Below are 18,066 nucleotides of genomic sequence, written 5' to 3'. Positions count from 1 at the left end.
GGCTGCTAGGCGTTCGGTGTGCGCGGATCCGCGAGCGGTCTGAGCACCTCCAGCCGTACCGCCCCCGCAGCCTTCTCCAGCTCCGCACGGCACTCCTGCGGCGTGTCCGCCACCGCCGTCACCAGCGCGTACCGGCCGGCCACCTGACCGTGCGGCGGCAGCCGGAGCTCCTGCCCCGGCAGTGCGATCGGCAGCGCCTTTGTCACCGACGGCGGCAGCGCCGCGGCGTCGATCCGCACCTGGCGGGCCAGGCAGTCCGCATCGGGATAGCAGAACCGCACCCCGGCCACCCGGCGGCGCCCGGGGCGGATGTCCGGCTCGGCGCCGCAGGCCACCCGGGCCGCGGTCAGTGCCGCGTCGGTGCCCAGCGCCAGCCGGCCGATGTCCGGTATACGGTCGCCGCCGATCCGGGCGTTGATCTCGACGATCTTCGGACCGTGCGCGGTCAGCCGCAGCTCGGTGTGGGTCCACCCGGTGGCGAACCCCACCGCCCGGTGCGCCCGCGCCACCACCTCCAGCACCGCCGGATCGCCCTGAAGCGGGTCGGAACCGTCGACGAGGTGGCCGGTCTCCTCGAAGTACGGCGGGAATCCGCACTCCTTACGGGCCACGAAGGCAGGCTCCATCCGGCCCCGGAACCAGGCGGCGTCCACGCTGATCTCGGGGCCGTCCAGATACTCCTCGACCAGTACGTCGCCCGGGACGACCTCCACCGCCCCCGGCGTCCTGGCGCCTCGGGCCAGCCGGAAGCGGCTCGCCAGCCGGTCCGCCGAGGGCACCTGCACGACGCCCGTACTGGCGTTGAGCGCGCGCGGTTTGAGGACCAGCGGGTAACCGACCCGGGCCGCCGCCGCCCGCGCCTGCGGCAGCGAGGTGACCAGCACCGAGCGGGCCTGCGGCACCCCCGCCTCGTCCAGCGCCAGGCGGGTGGCCCGCTTGTCCCGGCAGGCGAGCGCCGCCCGGGAGGTGCTGCCGGGCAGCCCGAGCAGCTCGGCAAGTTCAGCGGTCTGCACGACCCGGGTGTCGTCCCAAGTGAGTACCCCCTCGACCGCCAGCTGGCGGACAGCCGTCGCCATGGCGGCCACGTCCGAGGTGTCCACCACCGAGTGCCCGGACAGATACGCCGCCTCCCAGGCCGGCGCGCGGTCCGCGAGCAGATGGACGTCGTACTCGGTGGCGACCGAAGCCAGCAGATACTCGCGGTAGACCTGCGAACCGGCGCCGACCAGCAGCAGTGTCATGCGGGAACCTCCTCCTCGGCCAGCAGCGGGGCGAGTTGGCGCACCGTACGGTGCAGATACAGCTGCGGCAGCGGGAAGCCGGGCAGCCCGGCCGCCTTCAGCGCCGCCAGCAGCCGTACCCCGAGCAGGGAGTTGCCGCCCAGCGCGAAGAAGTCGTCGTCCAGGCCGATCCGGAAGCCGAAGACCTCTTCCCACACCGCGCGCAGCCGCGACTCGATGTCGTCCCCCGCCGGTTCCTCCGCACTCCCCGACGGCCCCCGCAGCGGGGCCGGCAGCCGCGCGGTGTCCACCTTCCCGTTGGGGGTCAGCGGCAGCGCGGGCAGCGCCGTGACGGTGGACGGCACCATGTGCGCGGGCAGGAAGCGCGCGGCGTGCTGCCGCACCTCTTGCGCGGCGTCGGCCCGGCTGCCGTCGGACCCGTCCGCCCGGAGGACGACGTAGGCGTCCAGCCGGGCCCCGGCCGTATCCCCACCCTCGCGGCGCAGCACCACGGCGGCAGCCGTCACCGACGGCGCGTCGAGCAGCTGGGCGCGGATCTCGTCCAGCTCGATGCGGAAGCCGCGCAGCTTCACCTGGTTGTCCAGCCGTCCCAGGTGCTCCAGCCGCCCGTCCGGCAGCAGCCGGCCCCGGTCACCGCTGCGGTACATCGGCCCCGGCGCGTGCGGATCCGGCAGAAACCGCCGCGCGGTCAGCTCCGGACGGTTGAGGTACTGCCCGGCCACCCCGGCCCCGCCGACGTGGATCTCACCCGGCACGCCGGGTGGCAGCGGACGGCCGTCGGGATCGAGGACGTAGACATGCCAGCCGGGCAGCGGGCGGCCCACCGAGCGCGAACCGGTCAGCGCCGCACCGCGGGTGACGATCTGCGCGGTCACATGCACGGTGGTCTCGGTGATCCCGAACATGTTGACCAGCCGGCAGTCCCGCTCCGAATGCCGGTCCAACCAGAACCGCAGCGGCCGGGTGTCGAGCGGCTCACCGCCGAGGACGACCAGCCGCAACGAGTCGGTGATCCGGCTGGCCCGGTCGAGCTGCGCCAGCTGGGCGAAGGCGCTCGGCGTCTGGTTGAGCACCGTGACCCGCTCCCGGTCCAGCAGCGCGGCGAGCTCGGCCGGCTCCCGTGCCGCCCAGTACGGCACCACCACCAGCTTGCCGCCGGTCGTCAGACAGCCCCAGATCTCCCAGACCGAGAAGTCGAACGCGCTGGAGTGGAAGAGCGTCCACACGTCCTCCTCGCCGAGCCCGAAGTCCCCCTCGGTGGCGGCGAGCAGGGCGGCGACGTTGCGGTGCGGTACGACGACCCCCTTGGGGCGGCCCGTCGAGCCGGAGGTGTAGATGAGGTAGGCGGCGTCCTGAGGTGACGGCCGGTGCGCCGTGCCGTCCGGGGACGGTTGCGGGTGCGGGCCGTCGAGTGCCGCGGGGCCCACAAGGCACACCCCGTCCAGCTTCGGGAAGGCATCCGTGTCCGTGACGACGAGGGGGACTTCGGCGTCCTCGGCGGTGTAGGCGAGCCGCTCGGCCGGATACGCCGGGTCCATCGGTACGTAGGCGGCGCCCGCCTTGAGCACCGCGAGCAGCACCACCACCAGGTCGAGTGACCGCTCCAGACAGACGCCCACCCGGTCCCCGGGCCGCACCCCGCGGCTGCGCAGCCCGGCGGCGAACCGGTCCGCACGTTGGTCGAGCTGGCGGTAGGTGAGGCCCTCTCCCTCGCAGGTGACCGCCGGCCGGTGGGGAGAGCGCTCGGCCCTGCGCCGTACGGCCTGCTCGATCCGTTCGGCGGGTACGTCCAGTGGGCGCCCCAGCCCGCCGAGCCGGGCCAGCGCCAACCGCTGCTCCTCGTCGAAGAGGGGCAGTTCGCCCACCGGGGTGTCGGGGGCGGCCGTGACCAGCGCCCGGTGCGCGGTGGCCAGCATGCCGGTGAACCACTCCACCGCCGCGTCGCCGAACGCCGCGCGCCGGTAGGCGCAGCTGCCGCTCAGCTCGGTGGAGCCGTCGTCGGTGAGGTGCAGCGACAGCGGGTGGAGGGGAGCGAGGAACGGCCTGACCTCGAACGGTTCGGCCTTCGCTCCCGTCCCGCCGATCATCTCGGCGGCCGGTGCGACCACCAGCCCGACGGCCGGTGTGCCGCCCGGCGCGGGGCGCGCCCGGCCGACCTGTTCCAGGTACTCCGCCACGGTCTGCGCCGGTGCGGCGGAGAACGCCACCTCGTGCTCGGCGTCCACCCCCAGCTCCACCTCCAGGCGCCCGGTGCAGCGGGCGAGCACCAGCCCCAGCGCCGCCCGGAGGGTGACCGCGGCCGGTACGTCGCCGTGGGCCCGGAGCGTCAAGCGCCGCTGCCCCACCGTCGGGTCGCCGGGGTCGCCGAGCCCCCACTCCGGGGCCGGGTGCCGGTCGAGCCGCGCGAGCGCGGCCCGCAGTCGCTCGTCCCGCTCCGCGGCCGGGCCCCCGGGCCATGCCGACAGGTCCACCGGCTCGCCCAGCAGGGCACGGGCCAGGTCGTACGGCTCGGCCGCCACCGCCTGGTGGGCGACCACGACCAGCTCCGCCGTTCCGTCGGTGTACCGCAGCAGCACCGCCCGCATCCCGGGCCCGGTGCGCGGGTCGACGGGCCGGGACAGCTCGCGTTCCCGGCGCACCGCGGCGAGCGAGGTGTCGGCGCCGCCGGGGATGTCGTCCACCCACAGCCTGGCGCCGGCCGCCAGCCGTGCCAGCTCGTGGCCCAGCCGTTCGGGGTCCGCTCCGCTGTGCAGGCATACGGCGAGCGCCCGGCACAGCCTGCCCGTGTCGTTCATCGTCTTCGTCTCCCCGTTGTCCCCGTGATCTCCGTGGTCCCCGTGGTTCCTGCAGTCCCCGTGGCGCCAGTAGTTCTCGTTGTCGCTCACCGGCTGGTGAACCCGCCGTCCACGGTGACCGTGGAGCCCGTCACCTGGCGCGAGGCGTCGGAGCCGAGCCATACGGCTGCCCCGGCCACGTCCTCGGGCTCGATCAGCCGGTTCATCGGTTGCGCCGCCACGAACGTCTCCTCGTGCTCGGCCACCGGCACGTCCAGGGAGCGGGCGATCTCGCTGAGCATCCGCCCCTCGGCCGCGTCGTCGTCCCGTACCGAGCCGGGGCACAGCGCGTTGACCCGTACCCCGAACGGTGCGAAGTCCAGGGCGGCCGACTTGGTCAGCCCGACCAGCGCGTGCTTCGCGGTCACATACCCCGCGAAGTGCCGGTAGCCGACCAGGCCGGCTGTCGAGGCGACGTTGATGACGCTGCCGGCACGCTGCTCCGTCATGGCGGCACCGACAGCGCGGATCATCCGCCAGGCGCCCGACACGTCGACGTCGAGCATCAGCTCCCACTCGTCGGGCGTGATGTCGTGCACCGTCTTGCCCGAAGGCGCCGCGATGCCCGCGTTGTTGAGCAGCACGTCGATCCGCCCGAACCGGTCCAGGGCGCCGTCCACCACCGCACGCACGGCGTCCAGATCCCGTACGTCCGCCTCGGCGGTGACCACCACCGAGGCGGCGGACAGCTCCCGGCACAGCTGGGCGGTGTGCGCCAACTGGCCGGTGCTGCCCAGCGGATACGGCACGCCGTCCAGGTCGTGGCCGATGTCGGTGAGCAGCAGATCGGCCCCGGCCCGGGCGTACGCCAGCGCGCACGCCCGGCCGATGCCGCGGGCAGCGCCCGTGATCAGCGCCGCTTTGCCCGCGAGCGGTGCCGAGGTGGCCCCGCCCGGCGGGGGAGTGGTGAGCAGTGCGCTCACAGCCCCACCCCCTGCGAGGCCAGCTCCTGATCGAGCAGCCGCACCAGTCCGGCCGGGTCGTCCACCAGATACATATGGCCGCCCGGCAGTTCGACCTGCTCGCAGCCGTCCGAGGTGGCACGGTCCCACTCGGCCGCCTGCTCGCGGGAGACCAGCTCGTCGTCCTGCCCGCGGATCGAGACGACCGGCACGGTCAACGGCTCGTCGGACGGCGCCAGATAGTTCTCGTGCATCTCCACGTCGGCACGGAGCGGCGGCAGGAGCATCTGCCGCAGCTCCGGGTGCTCCAGCGCGGGGTGGGTGTATCCGGCGAACTCCCGCACCTGCTCCAGGAACTCCTCGTCCAACAGTCCGGTGGCCCGCGTTCCGCGCCGCGTCCAGGGCCCGGGTGATCCGCTGACGAAGAGCTTCACCACCTCGGGGCGGCCCAGCGCGGCGATCCGGTGCGCCATCTCGTACGCCAGCACGGCCCCGAGGCTGTGGCCGAACAGCGCCACGGCCGGCGCACCGGCCAGCTGGTCGAGCACCTCGGGCAGCAGCCCGTCCACCGCTGTCGTCACGTCGGTGAACAGCGGCTCACCGAACCGCTCCTCGCGGCCCGGCAGCTGCACCGGGGTGATCGAAACGGTGTCGCTGCCGTACTCCTGGCAGCGGCGGAACGCGGACGCCCCGGCGCCCGCGAACGGGAAGCACAGCACGGGGATCGGCATGGATACGGGAACCGGCATGTCAGCCCTCCAACTCTGCCGCGGACGCCCACGCCCGCTCGATCAGTTCAGCCGTCTCGGCGGGGTTGCCCCGCACGAAGTAGTGGCCGCCGGAGCCGAGCCGGTGGAAGCCCACCCGTGCCGCCACCCGCTCCCAGCAGCGGTACTCCTCGGCGGCGTGCGCCAGCCCCTTGTCGTCCTCGGCGACGACGACGGTGAACGGCGCCTCGATCCGCCAGCTGGGATCCTGTTCGGTCAGATCGATGAAGTAGCGGTAGCCACCGCACACGTCGTGCCGGAAGAGGCGGCCCATGAACGACGTGTAGCGGTGGTCGAGGCCGTCCATCTCGCTGTAACCGGTCTCCTCGACCATGTAGCTGACGATGTCGTCGTCGCTCCAGCTCTCGATCATCTCGATCGACTCGCGCATGTCGGCCGCCGTCGGCAGCAGCTTGGAGCCGATGAAGACCTGCCGCAGATCGAAGCCGCGCTCCTCCAGCACCCGCGCCAGCTCCACGGTCACTGCCGCGCCACCGCAGTGGCCCCACAGGATCAGCGGCAGATCGGGCAGTTCGGCCGTCCGCTCGATCTGTGCCACCGCCCGCTCCACCGTCTCGGCGACATCGGTGAAGCTGCCCGGCCGGCTCGGGTTGTGGCCCGGCGGTTCGAGCCCGTACACCGCCAGCTTGGGTGTGCGCTTGTCCACGGCCTCCGCCAGCGGCTTGAAGTTGACCGGATGGCCGCACGGGTACGGCACACACAGCACCGCGGCCCGGGCGCCCTCGGTGGTGGAGGAGAGCAGCTGCAGCAGTTCCTCGTCCGCGTCGTCCCCCTCCGCTCCGCCGTCCACGAGTGCCGCCAGCTCGCCCAGCCGGGGCACACGGGTCAGATCGGAGAGCGTGACCAGGCCCTCCAGCTCCAGTACGACACGCAGGGCGGACAGCGAGTTGCCGCCCAGCGCGAAGAAGTCGTCCGCCTCGCGGATCTCCTCCTCGGGCAGCTCCAGGACGTGCTGCCAGGCCGTACGGATGCGGGCGACGGTCTGCCGGGACGCCGGCCGGCCGGGCTGCGGCACCGGTACGGGCTGTTCCCCGGCCGAGGCCCCGCCGCCCAGCAGGGCCCGGTCCTCGTCCGCCAGCAGCTGATGTGCCGTGTGCGGCGCGTCCGGCTCGCTCGCCATCAGCTCCAGTACGCGCACGAAGTAGTCGCCGATCCGGTCGATCTGCGCCTCGTCGTAGAGATGTGTGTGGTAGTGCAGGCACAGCCGCAGCTCGTCGTCGAGGAAGTCGCGGGAGAACTCGGTACGGAAGGGGAACTCCGTCTCCGAGTCCACCCGCATCTCCAGCAGCGAGAACTCCGGCAGCTGCCGCAGGTTCCGCAGCAGATAGAAGTGGGTGAAGTTGAAGGTGGTGGTGAACAGCTGCCGCTGGGTGGCCAGGTCCTGCTTCATCTGAGCCATCGGGTAGCGGCGGTGCGGCAGCAGCTCCAGCTCCGCCCGGTACACCCGCCGGATCAGCTCGGCCCAGCTGCCGGAGGCCACCTCGACCTGGAACGGCACCGTGTTCAGATGCAGCCCGAGCGTCGTCTCCGCGTCCGGCAGTTCGGGCCTGCCGCTGTGCTCGTAGCCGGTCAGCACCGTCTGCCGGCCCGACACCAGGCTGAGCACCTTCATGTGGGCGGCCAGCAGGACATCCTTGACCGGCACGGACAGCGCGTCCGCGCTCGCCTCGACGCGCCGGGTCAGCCCCGCGGGCAGTGGTACGTCCCGCAGTACGACACGGAAGTCGTCGGTGTCGACGGCGTCCGGCTTGTGCGGTACGTCGGCCGGCTGCGGGTCCGCCAAGACGCCGCGCCAGTACTGCTCGGACCGCTCGGAGCGCAGCGCCTCCCTCTCCAGGCCGACGAAGTTGCGCAGATGGTTGTCGACCGGGCGGCGGGAGGTGTCCCGGCCCTCCCGCACCTGGTGGTACAGCTCGAACAGCTGGGTGTGCAGCAGGGAGATGGACCAGCCGTCCAGCGCCGAGTTGTGCTGGCTGACCGTGTACCGGTACAGCTCGTCCCCGAGCACCTGGATGTGCACGGTGACCAGGCCGCCGCGCTCCCACTCGAACCGGCGCGACTTCTCGCGGGCCAGCCACTGCTCGTGCCACGCCTCCTGCGCCGCATGGTCCAGGTGGCGCAGATCCTCGATGGTCAGCGGGGGCGGCACCTGGCGGTGCACGATCTGCAGGAACTCGCTGTAGCCGGTCAGGTGGTAGGTGGTCCGCAGGATCGGGTGCCGCAGCGTCAGCAGCCGCACCGCCTCGGTGAAGGCCGCCGCGTCGAAGGCGCCGGTGACCGCGTAGCTGAGCACGTCGTGGTACTGCCCCAGACCGCCGGTGATCTCCGTCTGGAAGATCAGCCCGGCCTGCAGCATCGAGAGCGGATAGGCGTCCTCGGCGTCCTCGGGCAGCCGTGCCCTGTCCTGCGGGGAGATCAGCTCGAACGGCTGGAAGGCACCGCGCGCCGCGACGTCCTCCACCGCCGCCGCACCCGGCGCCTGCGCCATCGACGCCGCCAGCAGCGCGATCGTCTGGTGCTGGAACAGCTGCTGGAAGGTGAAGTCCAGCCCGGCCTCACGGGACTTGGCCAGGACCGAGACGAAGTGGATCGAGTTGCCGCCCAGCGCGAAGAAGTTGTCGTGCACCCCGACCTTCTCCCGGCCCAGCACCTCCCGCCAGATCCGCGCCAGCACCTCCTCGGTCCCGTTGCGCGGGGCGACATGTGCCGGTGCCTTCCTGCGGAGCGCGTCCGGGCTGCGCAGCGCCGCCCGGTCCAGCTTGCCGTTGGGGGTGAGCGGCAGCTCGTCCAGCACCCGGATCCTGCCGGGCACCATGTACTCCGGAAGCGCGGCCCGCAGATGCTCCTTCAGCTCCGCCTCGGACGCTCCGGCGGCCCCCGCCCCGCCGGTCGCCCCGGTCACCCCGTCGGTCGGTACGGCGAAACCCCGCAGCGAGGTCTGCCAGCCGTCGTCGACCGCGACAACTGCCGCATCCCGTACCCCCGGGTGGGTGCGCAGCCGCTCCTCGATCTCGCCGGGCTCCACCCGGAAGCCGCGCACCTTCACCTGCTCGTCGACCCGGCCGAGGTAGTCGAGGCTGCCGTCGGGCAGCCGGCGGGCCCGGTCGCCGGTGCGGTAGAGCCGTTCCTCACCGGTGGCGGCGCGCACCGCGTCCCCGGTCAGGAACTTCTCCGCGGTCAGTTCCGGCCTGCCGAGGTAGCCCCTCGCCACGCCCACACCGGCGACATGGAGCTCGCCGGGGATGCCCACCGGCGCCTGCCGTCCCTCGTCGTCCAGCACATACAGCCGGACGTTGTCGATCGGCCGGCCGATGGGCAGCCGCGCCCGGCCGGTCAGCCCCTCCACGGGCTGGTGGGTGACGTCCACGGTCGCCTCGGTCGGCCCGTACAGATTGACGAGCCGGGCGTCGGGGACGAGCGCGCCGAACCGCGCGGCCTGCGCGGGGGTGAGCGCCTCTCCGCTGGCGAAGACCTGCCGCAGGGTGCGGGTGGCCGCTCCACCGCCGAACCGGTCGAGATGGCCCAGGAACATGCCGAGCATCGACGGCACGAAGTGCATGGTGGTCACCCGGTGCCGGTCGATGGCGGCCAGCAGCGCGGCCGGGTCCTTCTCGGCGCCGGGCGCCGGCAGGGCGAGCGCCGCTCCGGTCGACGACCACCAGAACAGCTCCCACACGGACACGTCGAAGGAGATGGACGTCTTCTGCAGGACGACGTCGTCGGCGCCGATCGGGTACGCGCGCTGCATCCACTGCAGCCGGTTGACGGCGCTGCGGTGTTCGACCACCACGCCTTTGGGACGGCCCGTCGACCCGGAGGTGTAGATGACGTAGGCGGCGTCCCGCGCCCCGCCGGTGTGCTGGAGCGGTTCGGTCGAGGTCGCGTACGACGCCGGGTCCTCGATGTCCAGGGCCGGGGCGGCGCCCACCAGTGCGCCGAACCGCCGCTGATGGAGGGCGAGCCGGGCCGCGCTGTCGGTGAGCAGATGATCGATGCGGGCCCGCGGATAGGACGGGTCGACCGGAAGGTAGGCGGCACCGGACTTCAGCACGGCGAGGACGGCGGTCATCATCTCCGTCGACCGCTCGGTCAGCAGCGCCACGATCGAGCCCGGGCCGATGCCGCGCTCCCGCAGGGTGCGCGCCAGCTGATTGGCGCGTGCCTCCAGCTCCCCGTAGGTGACGGTGGTGTCCTCGGTCAGCAGCGCGGGCGCGTCCGGGGTGCGGGCGGCCTGTTCGGCGAACAGACCGTGCAGCGTGGCGTCCGCGGCGAAGTCGCGCTCGGTCGCGTTGGCCGCCGCGACGGCCTTCTCGTCCGCGCTCGTCCACAGGTCGAGCGTGTCCACCGGTCGGTCGGGCTCGGCCGTCGCCCCGTCCAGGACCAGGGCGTACTGGGCTCCGAGGCGGCGTACGGACTCCTCGGCGAAGCGGTCCGCGGCGTACGTGAGCGTCACCGTCAGCTCGCCGTCCTGCCGGGCGGCGGTGACCATGACGCCGGGCGCGGTGAAATCGGGATCGTGGAAGCCGTCGAGCGCCACTCCGGTGTCGAAGGCATCGGAGCGGCCCAGTTCGGCGGCGAGGGCGGCCACGTCGCACTCCTGGTTGCGCTCGGCCTCCCGTACCGCGTCGCCGACCCGGGTCAGCAGTTGGCGCAGCGACCCGGTCGGATCCGTACGCACCAGCAGTGGGCCGCCAGCGAACCGCGCGGCAGCGCCCCGCTTCGGCAGCGCGACGGCCACCTCCTCCTGACCGGTGCAGCGGCCCAGCAGTGCGGCCAGGGCCGAGGTGAGTACCACGCACAGCATCTCGGGGCAGCTGCGGGTGATCCGGTCCAGACGCTCGGTGAGCGTGCTGCCGAGGGGAACGGTGATGGCGGCGTGCCGGCCGGCACGGTCGGTGGCGTCCGCCGCCGAGGCGCTGTCCGGGCCGGTGCCCGGACGGAAGTCGGGCCAGAATCCGCACGTCCGAGTGAGTGAGCCCAACTGGGATCGCCAGTAGGTGGTCTGCGGTGACGGTGCGAAGGATGCTGCTTGGGATGGGAGCAGAGGCATGGATGTCTCCTGCACTTGTGGTGAGAAGCCGACTTGAAGTACTCGAAGGAGCTGAGCGAGACGTCAGAGATCGAAGTCGAAGTCGAAGTCGGAGGCTGAGGTGGAACCGGGCGCTGTCCGCGCTGCGGTGGAGCGCGCCGCGGTGAGCGCGGGATCGAGCGCGCCGAGCGGAGCGGCAGGATCGGCGACGATCGCGTCCAACAGGGCGATGAAGCGGTCGCGCCAGTTCTCGACCGTGTCGCGGCGCAGCAGCCGGGCGGCGTACTGCCAGGCGACGCGCAGGGTGCCGGCGTCCTCATGGATCTGCATGTTGAGGTCGAAGACGGCCTGGCCGGTCTGCTCGAGGCGCACCGGCACCCTGGCGCCCTGGAAGTCCACCGTCAGATAGCGCCCGCTGTGCAGGGCGATGAGTGCGTCGAAGACCGGCGTACGGCTGTAGTCGCGCACCGGGGCCGCCAAGGACACCAGGTCCTCGAACGGGAAGTCCTGGTGGGCGAAGGCGTCCTCGGCCGCCTGCGCGGTGCGTTGCAGAAAGGTCCCGTAGGGCAGACCGGGCTCGGGAGCCGAGCGCAGGCACACGGTGCCGGCGCACATGCCGACCGTCCCCTCCAGCCCGGGAACCGTACGGCCGGAGACCGGAACACCGAGCGTGACGTCCGCGGCCCCCTTGAGCGCGGCCAGCAACATGCTGTGGGCGGACGCCAGTACCGCGAACAGGGTCACGCCGTGGTCGCGGGCCAGCCCGCGCAGCTGCCGGGTCCGCACCTGGCCCAGATCGAAGGAGACGACATCTCCGTCGAGGGCCCGCAGCGCGGGCCGCGGTGCGTCCGTCGGCAGGTCCGTGGTGTCGAGGGGAGCGGCGAACACCCCTTGCCAGTACGGCCGCTGGGCCGCACGCAGCGCCGCACCCTGAGGCCCGGCCAGCCACTGGGCGTAGTCCCGGTACCGGAGTGACGGAGGTGGGGGTTCCTCGCCCCCGTAGAGCGCGGACAGGTCGGCGAACAGCGGGACGAGGGAGAACCCGTCGACCACGATGTGGTGCAGATCGAGGCGGAGCGTCACCTCGGTGGCCGTTCGATGGATCTCGGCCCGCCACAGCGGGGCCCGTCCCAGATCGAAGGGGCGGACGAAGTCCGGCAGCGGCCCCGGTGGCCCCTCGGTCACCCGCACCGGAACGTCGACGGTGGGCTCGACGCGCTGCCTGATCCCGCCTCCGTCGGTGACGAAGCGGGTCCGCAGCGCATCGTGCCGCCCGGCCAACCGCCGCAGCGCCGCGGCCAGCCGTTGCGGGTCGGTGTCGGCCGGCAGCCCGAGCGTCACCGGCACGTTGTAGTGCACCGCCCGCTCGTACTTGATCTGTTCGAAGTAGAGCTGCCGCTGCTGCGGAGCGAGCGGATACGTCTCCTGCTGCGGAGCGCGCGGTATCCGCGGAACCGGGTGGGCCGCAATGTCGCGCAGCAGCGCGGCGAGCCGGGCCGGGGTGCCGCAGCGCAGTACGGCGCTGACCGGGCAGGCGCGGCCGAGCCGCTGTCGCGCACCGGCGGCCAGCAGCGTCGCTGTGAGCGAGTCCGCGCCGAGGTCCCGCAGGTCGTGGGAGGTTCCGATGCCGGTGATGCCCAGCGCGGCCTCGGCCAGTTCCACCAGGACGCGTTCGGTCTCGTCGGTGGGCGGTACGTAGGCGGTCCCGGCCAGCAGATGGGAGCCGTCGGGGTCGGGCAGCAGGGCCCGGTCCACCTTGCCGTTGGGATTGAGGGGGAGCTCGGGCAACGGCACCAGATAGGAGGGGACCATGTGTCCGGGGAGCGTTGTGGCGAGCAGGGCCCGCAGCTTCTCCGGCGCCGGTGGCTGCTGCCCGGCCTTCCCCGTGTAGTAGCCGTACAGACAGGTGTCGCTGCGCCCCGGGCGGGTCCTGGCCGTCACGATCGCCTCGGCCACCTCCGGGTGGGTGAGCATGACGCTCTCGACCTCGGCCGGCTCCACCCGGAAGCCGCGGACCTTGACCTGGTGGTCACGTCGGCCCAGGAACTCCAGGACGCCGTCTGAGCGCCGGCGCGCCAGGTCGCCGCTGCGGTAGAGGCGGTGGCCGCCCGGGGTGAACGGGTCTTCGACGAAACGTTCCGCCGTCAGTTCGGGCCGCCCCAGATAGCCGCGGGCGACCCCGTCCCCGCCCAGGTACAACTCACCGGGTACCCCCACCGGGCACGGCTGCCCGGCCTCGTCCAGCACATGTGCGGTGGAGTTGGCGATCGGCCGTCCGATCGGGATACGCCCCAGGTCGGCGCGGGAGAGCCGGTGTGTGACCGAGAAGGTGGTGTTCTCCGTGGGGCCGTAGCCGTTGACCAGCACCAGCTCGGGGCAGGCGGCCATCGCCTTCGCCAGATGGGCGGCGGACAGGGCGTCCCCGCCGACGACGAGCTCCCGCAGCGGGCGGAGTGCGGCCGCATCCTGCTCCACGAGCTGGTTGAACAGCGGTGAGGTCAGCCACAGCGTGGTGATGCCCCGCTCCGCCAGCTCCCGGCCCAGCGAGCCCGCGTCCAGCACCGTGTCGCTGTCGGTCAGATGAACCCGTCCGCCGTTCAGCAGCGGCCCCCACAGCTCGAACGTGCTGGCGTCGAAGGCGATGGAGCCGGTCGGCATGACGGTCATGTCCGGGCCGAAGCGCACATAGTCCGTGCCCCGGACCAGCCGCACCACATTGCGGTGGGTGACCTCGACGCCCTTGGGCCGCCCGGTCGTCCCGGAGGTGTAGCAGACGTAGGCCAGGTCCTGTGCCGCGGAGTCGGCCGGGACGGGCAACGGCTGTCCCGGCCCTGCGGCCTCGTCCTGCGGGGCGAGGATCTTCCCCGCGAAGGCGAACGGCACCGGCGGGTCGGCGGAGGCGACAAGGACGCGGACGGCGGAGTCGGCGAGCAGCCACTCGGTGCGCTCCGCCGGATACCCGGTGTCCAGCGGCAGATAGGCGCAGCCCGCCTTGAGGATGCCGAGCGCACCGACCAGCAGCTCCGGGGTGCGTCCCGTGTGCAGCCCGATCCGGTCCCCGGGCCGCGCTCCGGCCGCCCGCAGCGCGTACGCCAACCGGTCGCTGTGCGTATCGAGTTCCGCGTAGCTCAAGGTACGGTCCCGCCAGGTGACCGCGACCGCCGCCGGGGCGCGCCGCGCCTGTTCCCGGAAGAGCTCGTGCACGGTGGCGGCGGAGGGGTACGGCCGGGCGGTGTCGTTGAACGTCCGCAGAACCAGCTCCCGCTCCCCCTCGTCCAGCAGTTCCACCTCCCGCACGGCGGTGCGCGGCCGGTCCGCCAGGCAGCACAGCACCCGCCGGAGATGGCGGCCGAAGCGCTCGGCGGTCTCCCGGGTGAAGAGCGAGGCGCGGTAGCCGAGCAGCAGGTCCGCACCGTCCCGGGTGAGGGAGAGCTCGTACGGCGCGTTGTCCGGCCCCTCGTTCGGCAGGGCACCGTCCGCGAACCGTACCGCTGTGGCGCTTCCCGGGCCGGGTGGGGCGGGTGCGGTCCGAGCAACTTCCGTGGCGAGCGCGGCGACCGGTTCGTGCCCGGTGACCTCGACGGTGAGTGCGCAGGCGCCGCCGACGGCCGGATCGATGTCCACCCTCAGCCGCCGCTGCCCGGTCCAGCGGTGCAGCACGATGACGAAGGCTGCCAGGGCGGTGGGGGCACCGGCGCCGGTCAGCCGCACCCGGGCCCAGGGGCCACGGGCCGCCTTTCGGGTGCGGGGATGATCGGTGACGAGCAGCACCGCGTCGCCGTTGGTGGCGGGTGCCGCGTCAGGAGGCTGCGGGGACGGTGCCTGCGTCGTCGGGGTCGGAGTCCCGCTGTGCACGCTGGTCATCGGCTGCTGTCACCTCCAGTCTGAAGGGCGTGTTGCGGAAGAGCACGACCGTCAGCACACCGGGCGCGGTGGCCAGGGCGGCGACGACGAAGATGAGCCCCGTGTAGTGGCTGCCGCTCAGCAGCACACCGCCCAGCGCCGAACCCGCGGGCAGCGCACCGGCCATGACCGTGCGCATCAGCGTCATCGCGCGGCCCCGCATCTCGTTGGGCACCCTGGTCATCCGGACGACTCCGCCGAGCACCGTCATCGGCGCCGAGAGGATGCCGTTGAGCGCGAGGCCGAGCAGGATCCACGGCAGCGCGGTCGGGATGAGCAGGAACAGCACGGCCCCGGAGAGCAGTTGCAGCACCCCGATGCGCAGCATCTGTCTCTCGGAGGTCTCCACGGCGCCGGAGACCAGGGAGCCGATCAGCTCGCCGGCCGCCATCACCGCGAGCATCAGTCCGAGCACTCCGGGCCCGCTGCCGAACTCGAACTTGGTCAGCCAGGGGATCGCCACCACCAGCGCCCCGGCCGAGACGTTGAAGGCGCCGAACGACAAGGTGAGCACCAGCAGGAAGCGGTCCCGCACGATGAGCAGGAAGACCGGTGTCCAGCCCGGCTTCCGCTGCTGCGACCCCGCCTCGCCGGACGGTTCCGGCCGGGCCAGCGGTGCCTTGATCCGGCTGATCAGGAAGGCGAAGAGCAGATAGGTTGCGGCGTCGAGCACCAGCACGTTGGGCGCGCCGAACAGGGCGATGAGTCCCGCGCCGATGGGCGGCCCCAGGACGTTGGCCGCTCCCATCGCGGTGGCCTCCAGACCGGATGCCGCCTGGAGCTTGTCCGCGGGTACGAGTTCCGGCAGCACGGCGGGGGTCCCGGCGAGCGGGATGATCTTCAGCAGGCCGTAGACCAGAGCGACCACGTACAGATGCCAGGCCTCCAGCACACCGGCCACGGCCAGCACCGGGATGAGGGCGACCACGGCGCCGCGGAAGATCGAGTCGTAGATGAAGAGCTTGCGCCGGGAGAACCGGTCGAGCAGAGGGCCGACGATGGCGCCGCCCGCGATCACCGGAAGTGTGAGGCAGACGCCCAGTACCCCGAGGCCGGCGGCGCCCGCCTTTTCGAGAGTGATCCAGGCGAGGGCCGCATAGGTGGCGCCGTCGCCGAGGAGATTGAGCACCAGGGCCGACCACAGGAGCCGATAGTCCCCGATACGTAAAATGCTCAGATACGCTTTCACGTCCACACCGTTCAGTAGGCCGAAAAAGGCAGAAGAGGCAGCCGGGCAGGCGTGCGGCGCACGTCGGTACCGGCAGGTGGGTGTGCGAAAGAAGGCGCCGGGCAGGACCGGGCCGCACGTGTGAGCAACCGTGCGGACGTGGTCAGTGCTTCTGCGGCGTTACGGGAATGAGCTGTCGACCCGTGTACTTCCGGCTTGACGGGGGCCGGAATTCCCCATGGCTGTGCCGCCCAAGATTCCCCCGTGAAGATCCCCCGTGATGCAGCGCCCCGCCGTCGGCGGTGCGCTTTGACGGCATGCTTTCTAACAGCTCGCTCGGAACCCGGTCAAGCAATCTCTTCTACGGAAAAATGTCTTCTTCCAGGCTTGTGATCAAAGGAGGTTTTGTGAACGAGCAGGTGAGAAGAGGTGAATGAAAGATCGACCGGGGCTCGGAGGTGATCCGTCAGGGTGCGGACGACTCCGGGAGGCCGCACGGCTCGACGGCGGCACGGAACCGGCCCGGGAAGGCGGCGGCGGAAGCGGGGCCGACCGGGGGAGGGGAAGGTGAAGGGGAGGCGGGAGGGGCGACGGCTCAGTAGTCGCTGAGCAACTTCTCCAGGAACGCCGCGGTCCTGGCCGGGGGCTCGGCCATCGCGCACAGCCGGTCCATGACCACCAGATAGCCCTCGACCTCGTCACGCTTCTCCAGGTAGAGGGACGAGGTGAGTTGTTCGAGGTAGACGATGTCCGGGAGGTCGGGCTCCAGGAAGCGCAGAATGGTCACCGGGCCGCCGGCGGCGGCGAGTCCGCCCATGCTGAACGGCGCGATCTGCAGGGTGATGTTGGGCTGCCGAGCGGCCTCGATGAGGTGTTCGAGCTGGGCGCGCATCACCTGCCGGGACCCCAGCGGGCGGCGCAGCGCCGCCTCGTCCATCACGGCCCACAGCCGGGGCGAGTGCGGCTTGTCGAGAATCGACTGCCGCTCCATGCGCAGTTCGATCCGGCGCTCGCTGCGCCTGCTGTCGTCCCGCGGATGGCCGAGCCTGATGACCTCGCGGGCGTAGTCACGGGTCTGCAGCAGGCCGGGGACGAACTGCACCTCGTAGGCGCGGATCATCGCGGCGGCCTCCTCCAGGCCGAGCAGCCGGTCGAACCATGGCGACATCACATCGCTGTACTTCTGCCACCACCCCGGCGAGCCGGCGTGCCGCGCCAGCTCCAGATACTCCTCGCGCTCCTCCCGGTCCCAGACCTCGTACAGCGTCAGCAGGTCGGCGACGTCGCGCTCCTTGCAGCCGACGCGGCCCAGCTCCAGGCGGCTGATCTTGGCGTGCGAACCGCGGATCGCCTCGCCCGCCGCTTCACGGGAGATGCCCCGCTCCTCGCGCAGCCGGCGCAGTTGGGTGCCCAGGACGATGCGCAGGATCGTGGGTCCACCCCGGGGTGGTCCTGGATGCGTCCGGGCGACGCCTCGCGTCGCGGCTGTGCTCCCATCGCGTCCGCCTTGCTTCCCTGAGTGACTCTACGGATGCTCAGTGTCCCACTCCGTCAACTGAGCGTACAGCCATACCGGTTACGCGACCGGATTTGGAGCCTTCGGTGGCGTGGACGTGCTCGGGCCACTTCGGTGCCGTCGTGCCGGGCGCGCCCGCCGTACGCGCGTGCCGCGCCGTCGCCCCCGTACCGGGGGCTTTGTGCGTGAACCGCCGCCGCACGTCCGTGTCGTGCGGCGGCGGTGCCCGTGGTGCTGTTCAGTTGTGGGACCTGCGACCCGGCCGTGGGAACCGCGTGCAGGCGGGTGGTGGGTGGGGTGCTAGGAGTCGAGCAGGTCGTCGAAGTCGCCGTCCTTGGCGCCCTGGACGAAGGCCGCGATCTCGGCGGGCGTGTAGACCAGGGCGGGGCCCGACGGGAAGCGGGAGTTGCGGACGGCGACTCCCTGGCCGGGAAGAGTGGCGACCTCGACACAGTTGCCGTTCGGGTTGCTGCGGCGGCTCTTGCGCCAGACCGCGCCTTCGATCTTCGTGGCCTCGATGCCGTTCTCGATCTGCATGTACGTCTCTCCCTACGTCACTTGCGTTCCCCCGTGGGCGGTTGCGACGTCTGGAAGCGTCTCATAGCCGAGCGTGCTTGCAGATGTACTTGCAGATGTACTTGCAGAAGTAAGTACGGAACCGCGACAATGCCCGTCGTACTCCACA

9 protein-coding genes are annotated in these 18,066 nt (G+C 72.0%); all 9 read right to left on the bottom strand.

What is annotated here, in order from left to right:
* Positions 1–5: 5 nt before the first annotated feature.
* The 9 genes from JW613_RS01900 to JW613_RS01860 all read right to left on the bottom strand — a co-directional run bounded on the left by JW613_RS01900 (position 6) and on the right by JW613_RS01860 (position 17,918).
* Positions 6–1,241, bottom strand: coding sequence for an ATP-grasp domain-containing protein (locus JW613_RS01900; RefSeq protein ID WP_209208914.1), 1,236 nt, complete (start codon positions 1,239–1,241; stop codon positions 6–8).
* Complete coding sequence (locus JW613_RS01895) at positions 1,238–4,126, bottom strand: amino acid adenylation domain-containing protein (protein ID WP_307865752.1); 2,889 nt, start codon at positions 4,124–4,126, stop codon at positions 1,238–1,240. The genes JW613_RS01900 and JW613_RS01895 overlap by 4 nt, the downstream gene beginning before the upstream one ends.
* On the bottom strand, positions 4,123–4,998 hold the full coding sequence (locus JW613_RS01890; RefSeq protein WP_307865751.1) for an SDR family oxidoreductase: 876 nt from the start codon (positions 4,996–4,998) through the stop codon (positions 4,123–4,125). The genes JW613_RS01895 and JW613_RS01890 overlap by 4 nt, the downstream gene beginning before the upstream one ends.
* Positions 4,995–5,726, bottom strand: coding sequence for a thioesterase II family protein (locus JW613_RS01885; protein WP_209208913.1), 732 nt, complete (start codon positions 5,724–5,726; stop codon positions 4,995–4,997). Before JW613_RS01885 ends, JW613_RS01890 begins: the two co-directional genes overlap by 4 nt.
* Before the next feature lies 1 nt (position 5,727).
* Positions 5,728–10,815, bottom strand: a complete 5,088-nt coding sequence (locus tag JW613_RS01880; protein WP_209208912.1) for a non-ribosomal peptide synthetase — start codon at positions 10,813–10,815, stop codon at positions 5,728–5,730.
* Between the two features lie 63 nt (positions 10,816–10,878).
* Complete coding sequence (locus JW613_RS01875; RefSeq protein ID WP_209208911.1) at positions 10,879–14,658, bottom strand: non-ribosomal peptide synthetase; 3,780 nt, start codon at positions 14,656–14,658, stop codon at positions 10,879–10,881.
* The gene (locus tag JW613_RS01870) at positions 14,594–15,892 is read right to left on the bottom strand and encodes an MFS transporter (RefSeq protein ID WP_209208910.1); all 1,299 of its coding nucleotides are present in this window, start codon (positions 15,890–15,892) and stop codon (positions 14,594–14,596) included. The genes JW613_RS01875 and JW613_RS01870 overlap by 65 nt, the downstream gene beginning before the upstream one ends.
* A gap of 568 nt (positions 15,893–16,460) precedes the next feature.
* Positions 16,461–17,258 carry a Sco1979 family transcriptional regulator gene (locus JW613_RS01865; protein WP_504739752.1) on the bottom strand — a complete coding sequence of 266 codons (798 nt, stop codon included), beginning with the start codon at positions 17,256–17,258 and terminating at the stop codon, positions 16,461–16,463.
* A gap of 423 nt (positions 17,259–17,681) precedes the next feature.
* Positions 17,682–17,918, bottom strand: coding sequence for a DUF397 domain-containing protein (locus JW613_RS01860; RefSeq protein WP_209208909.1), 237 nt, complete (start codon positions 17,916–17,918; stop codon positions 17,682–17,684).
* Between the last annotated feature and the right edge of the window lie 148 nt (positions 17,919–18,066).

Source organism: Streptomyces smyrnaeus, from assembly GCF_017676345.1.
In the GTDB taxonomy this organism is placed as follows: domain Bacteria; phylum Actinomycetota; class Actinomycetes; order Streptomycetales; family Streptomycetaceae; genus Streptomyces; species Streptomyces smyrnaeus.
The sequence above is the reverse complement of the archived record's forward strand: the minus strand, read 5'-3'. Positions and strand labels throughout refer to the sequence as shown.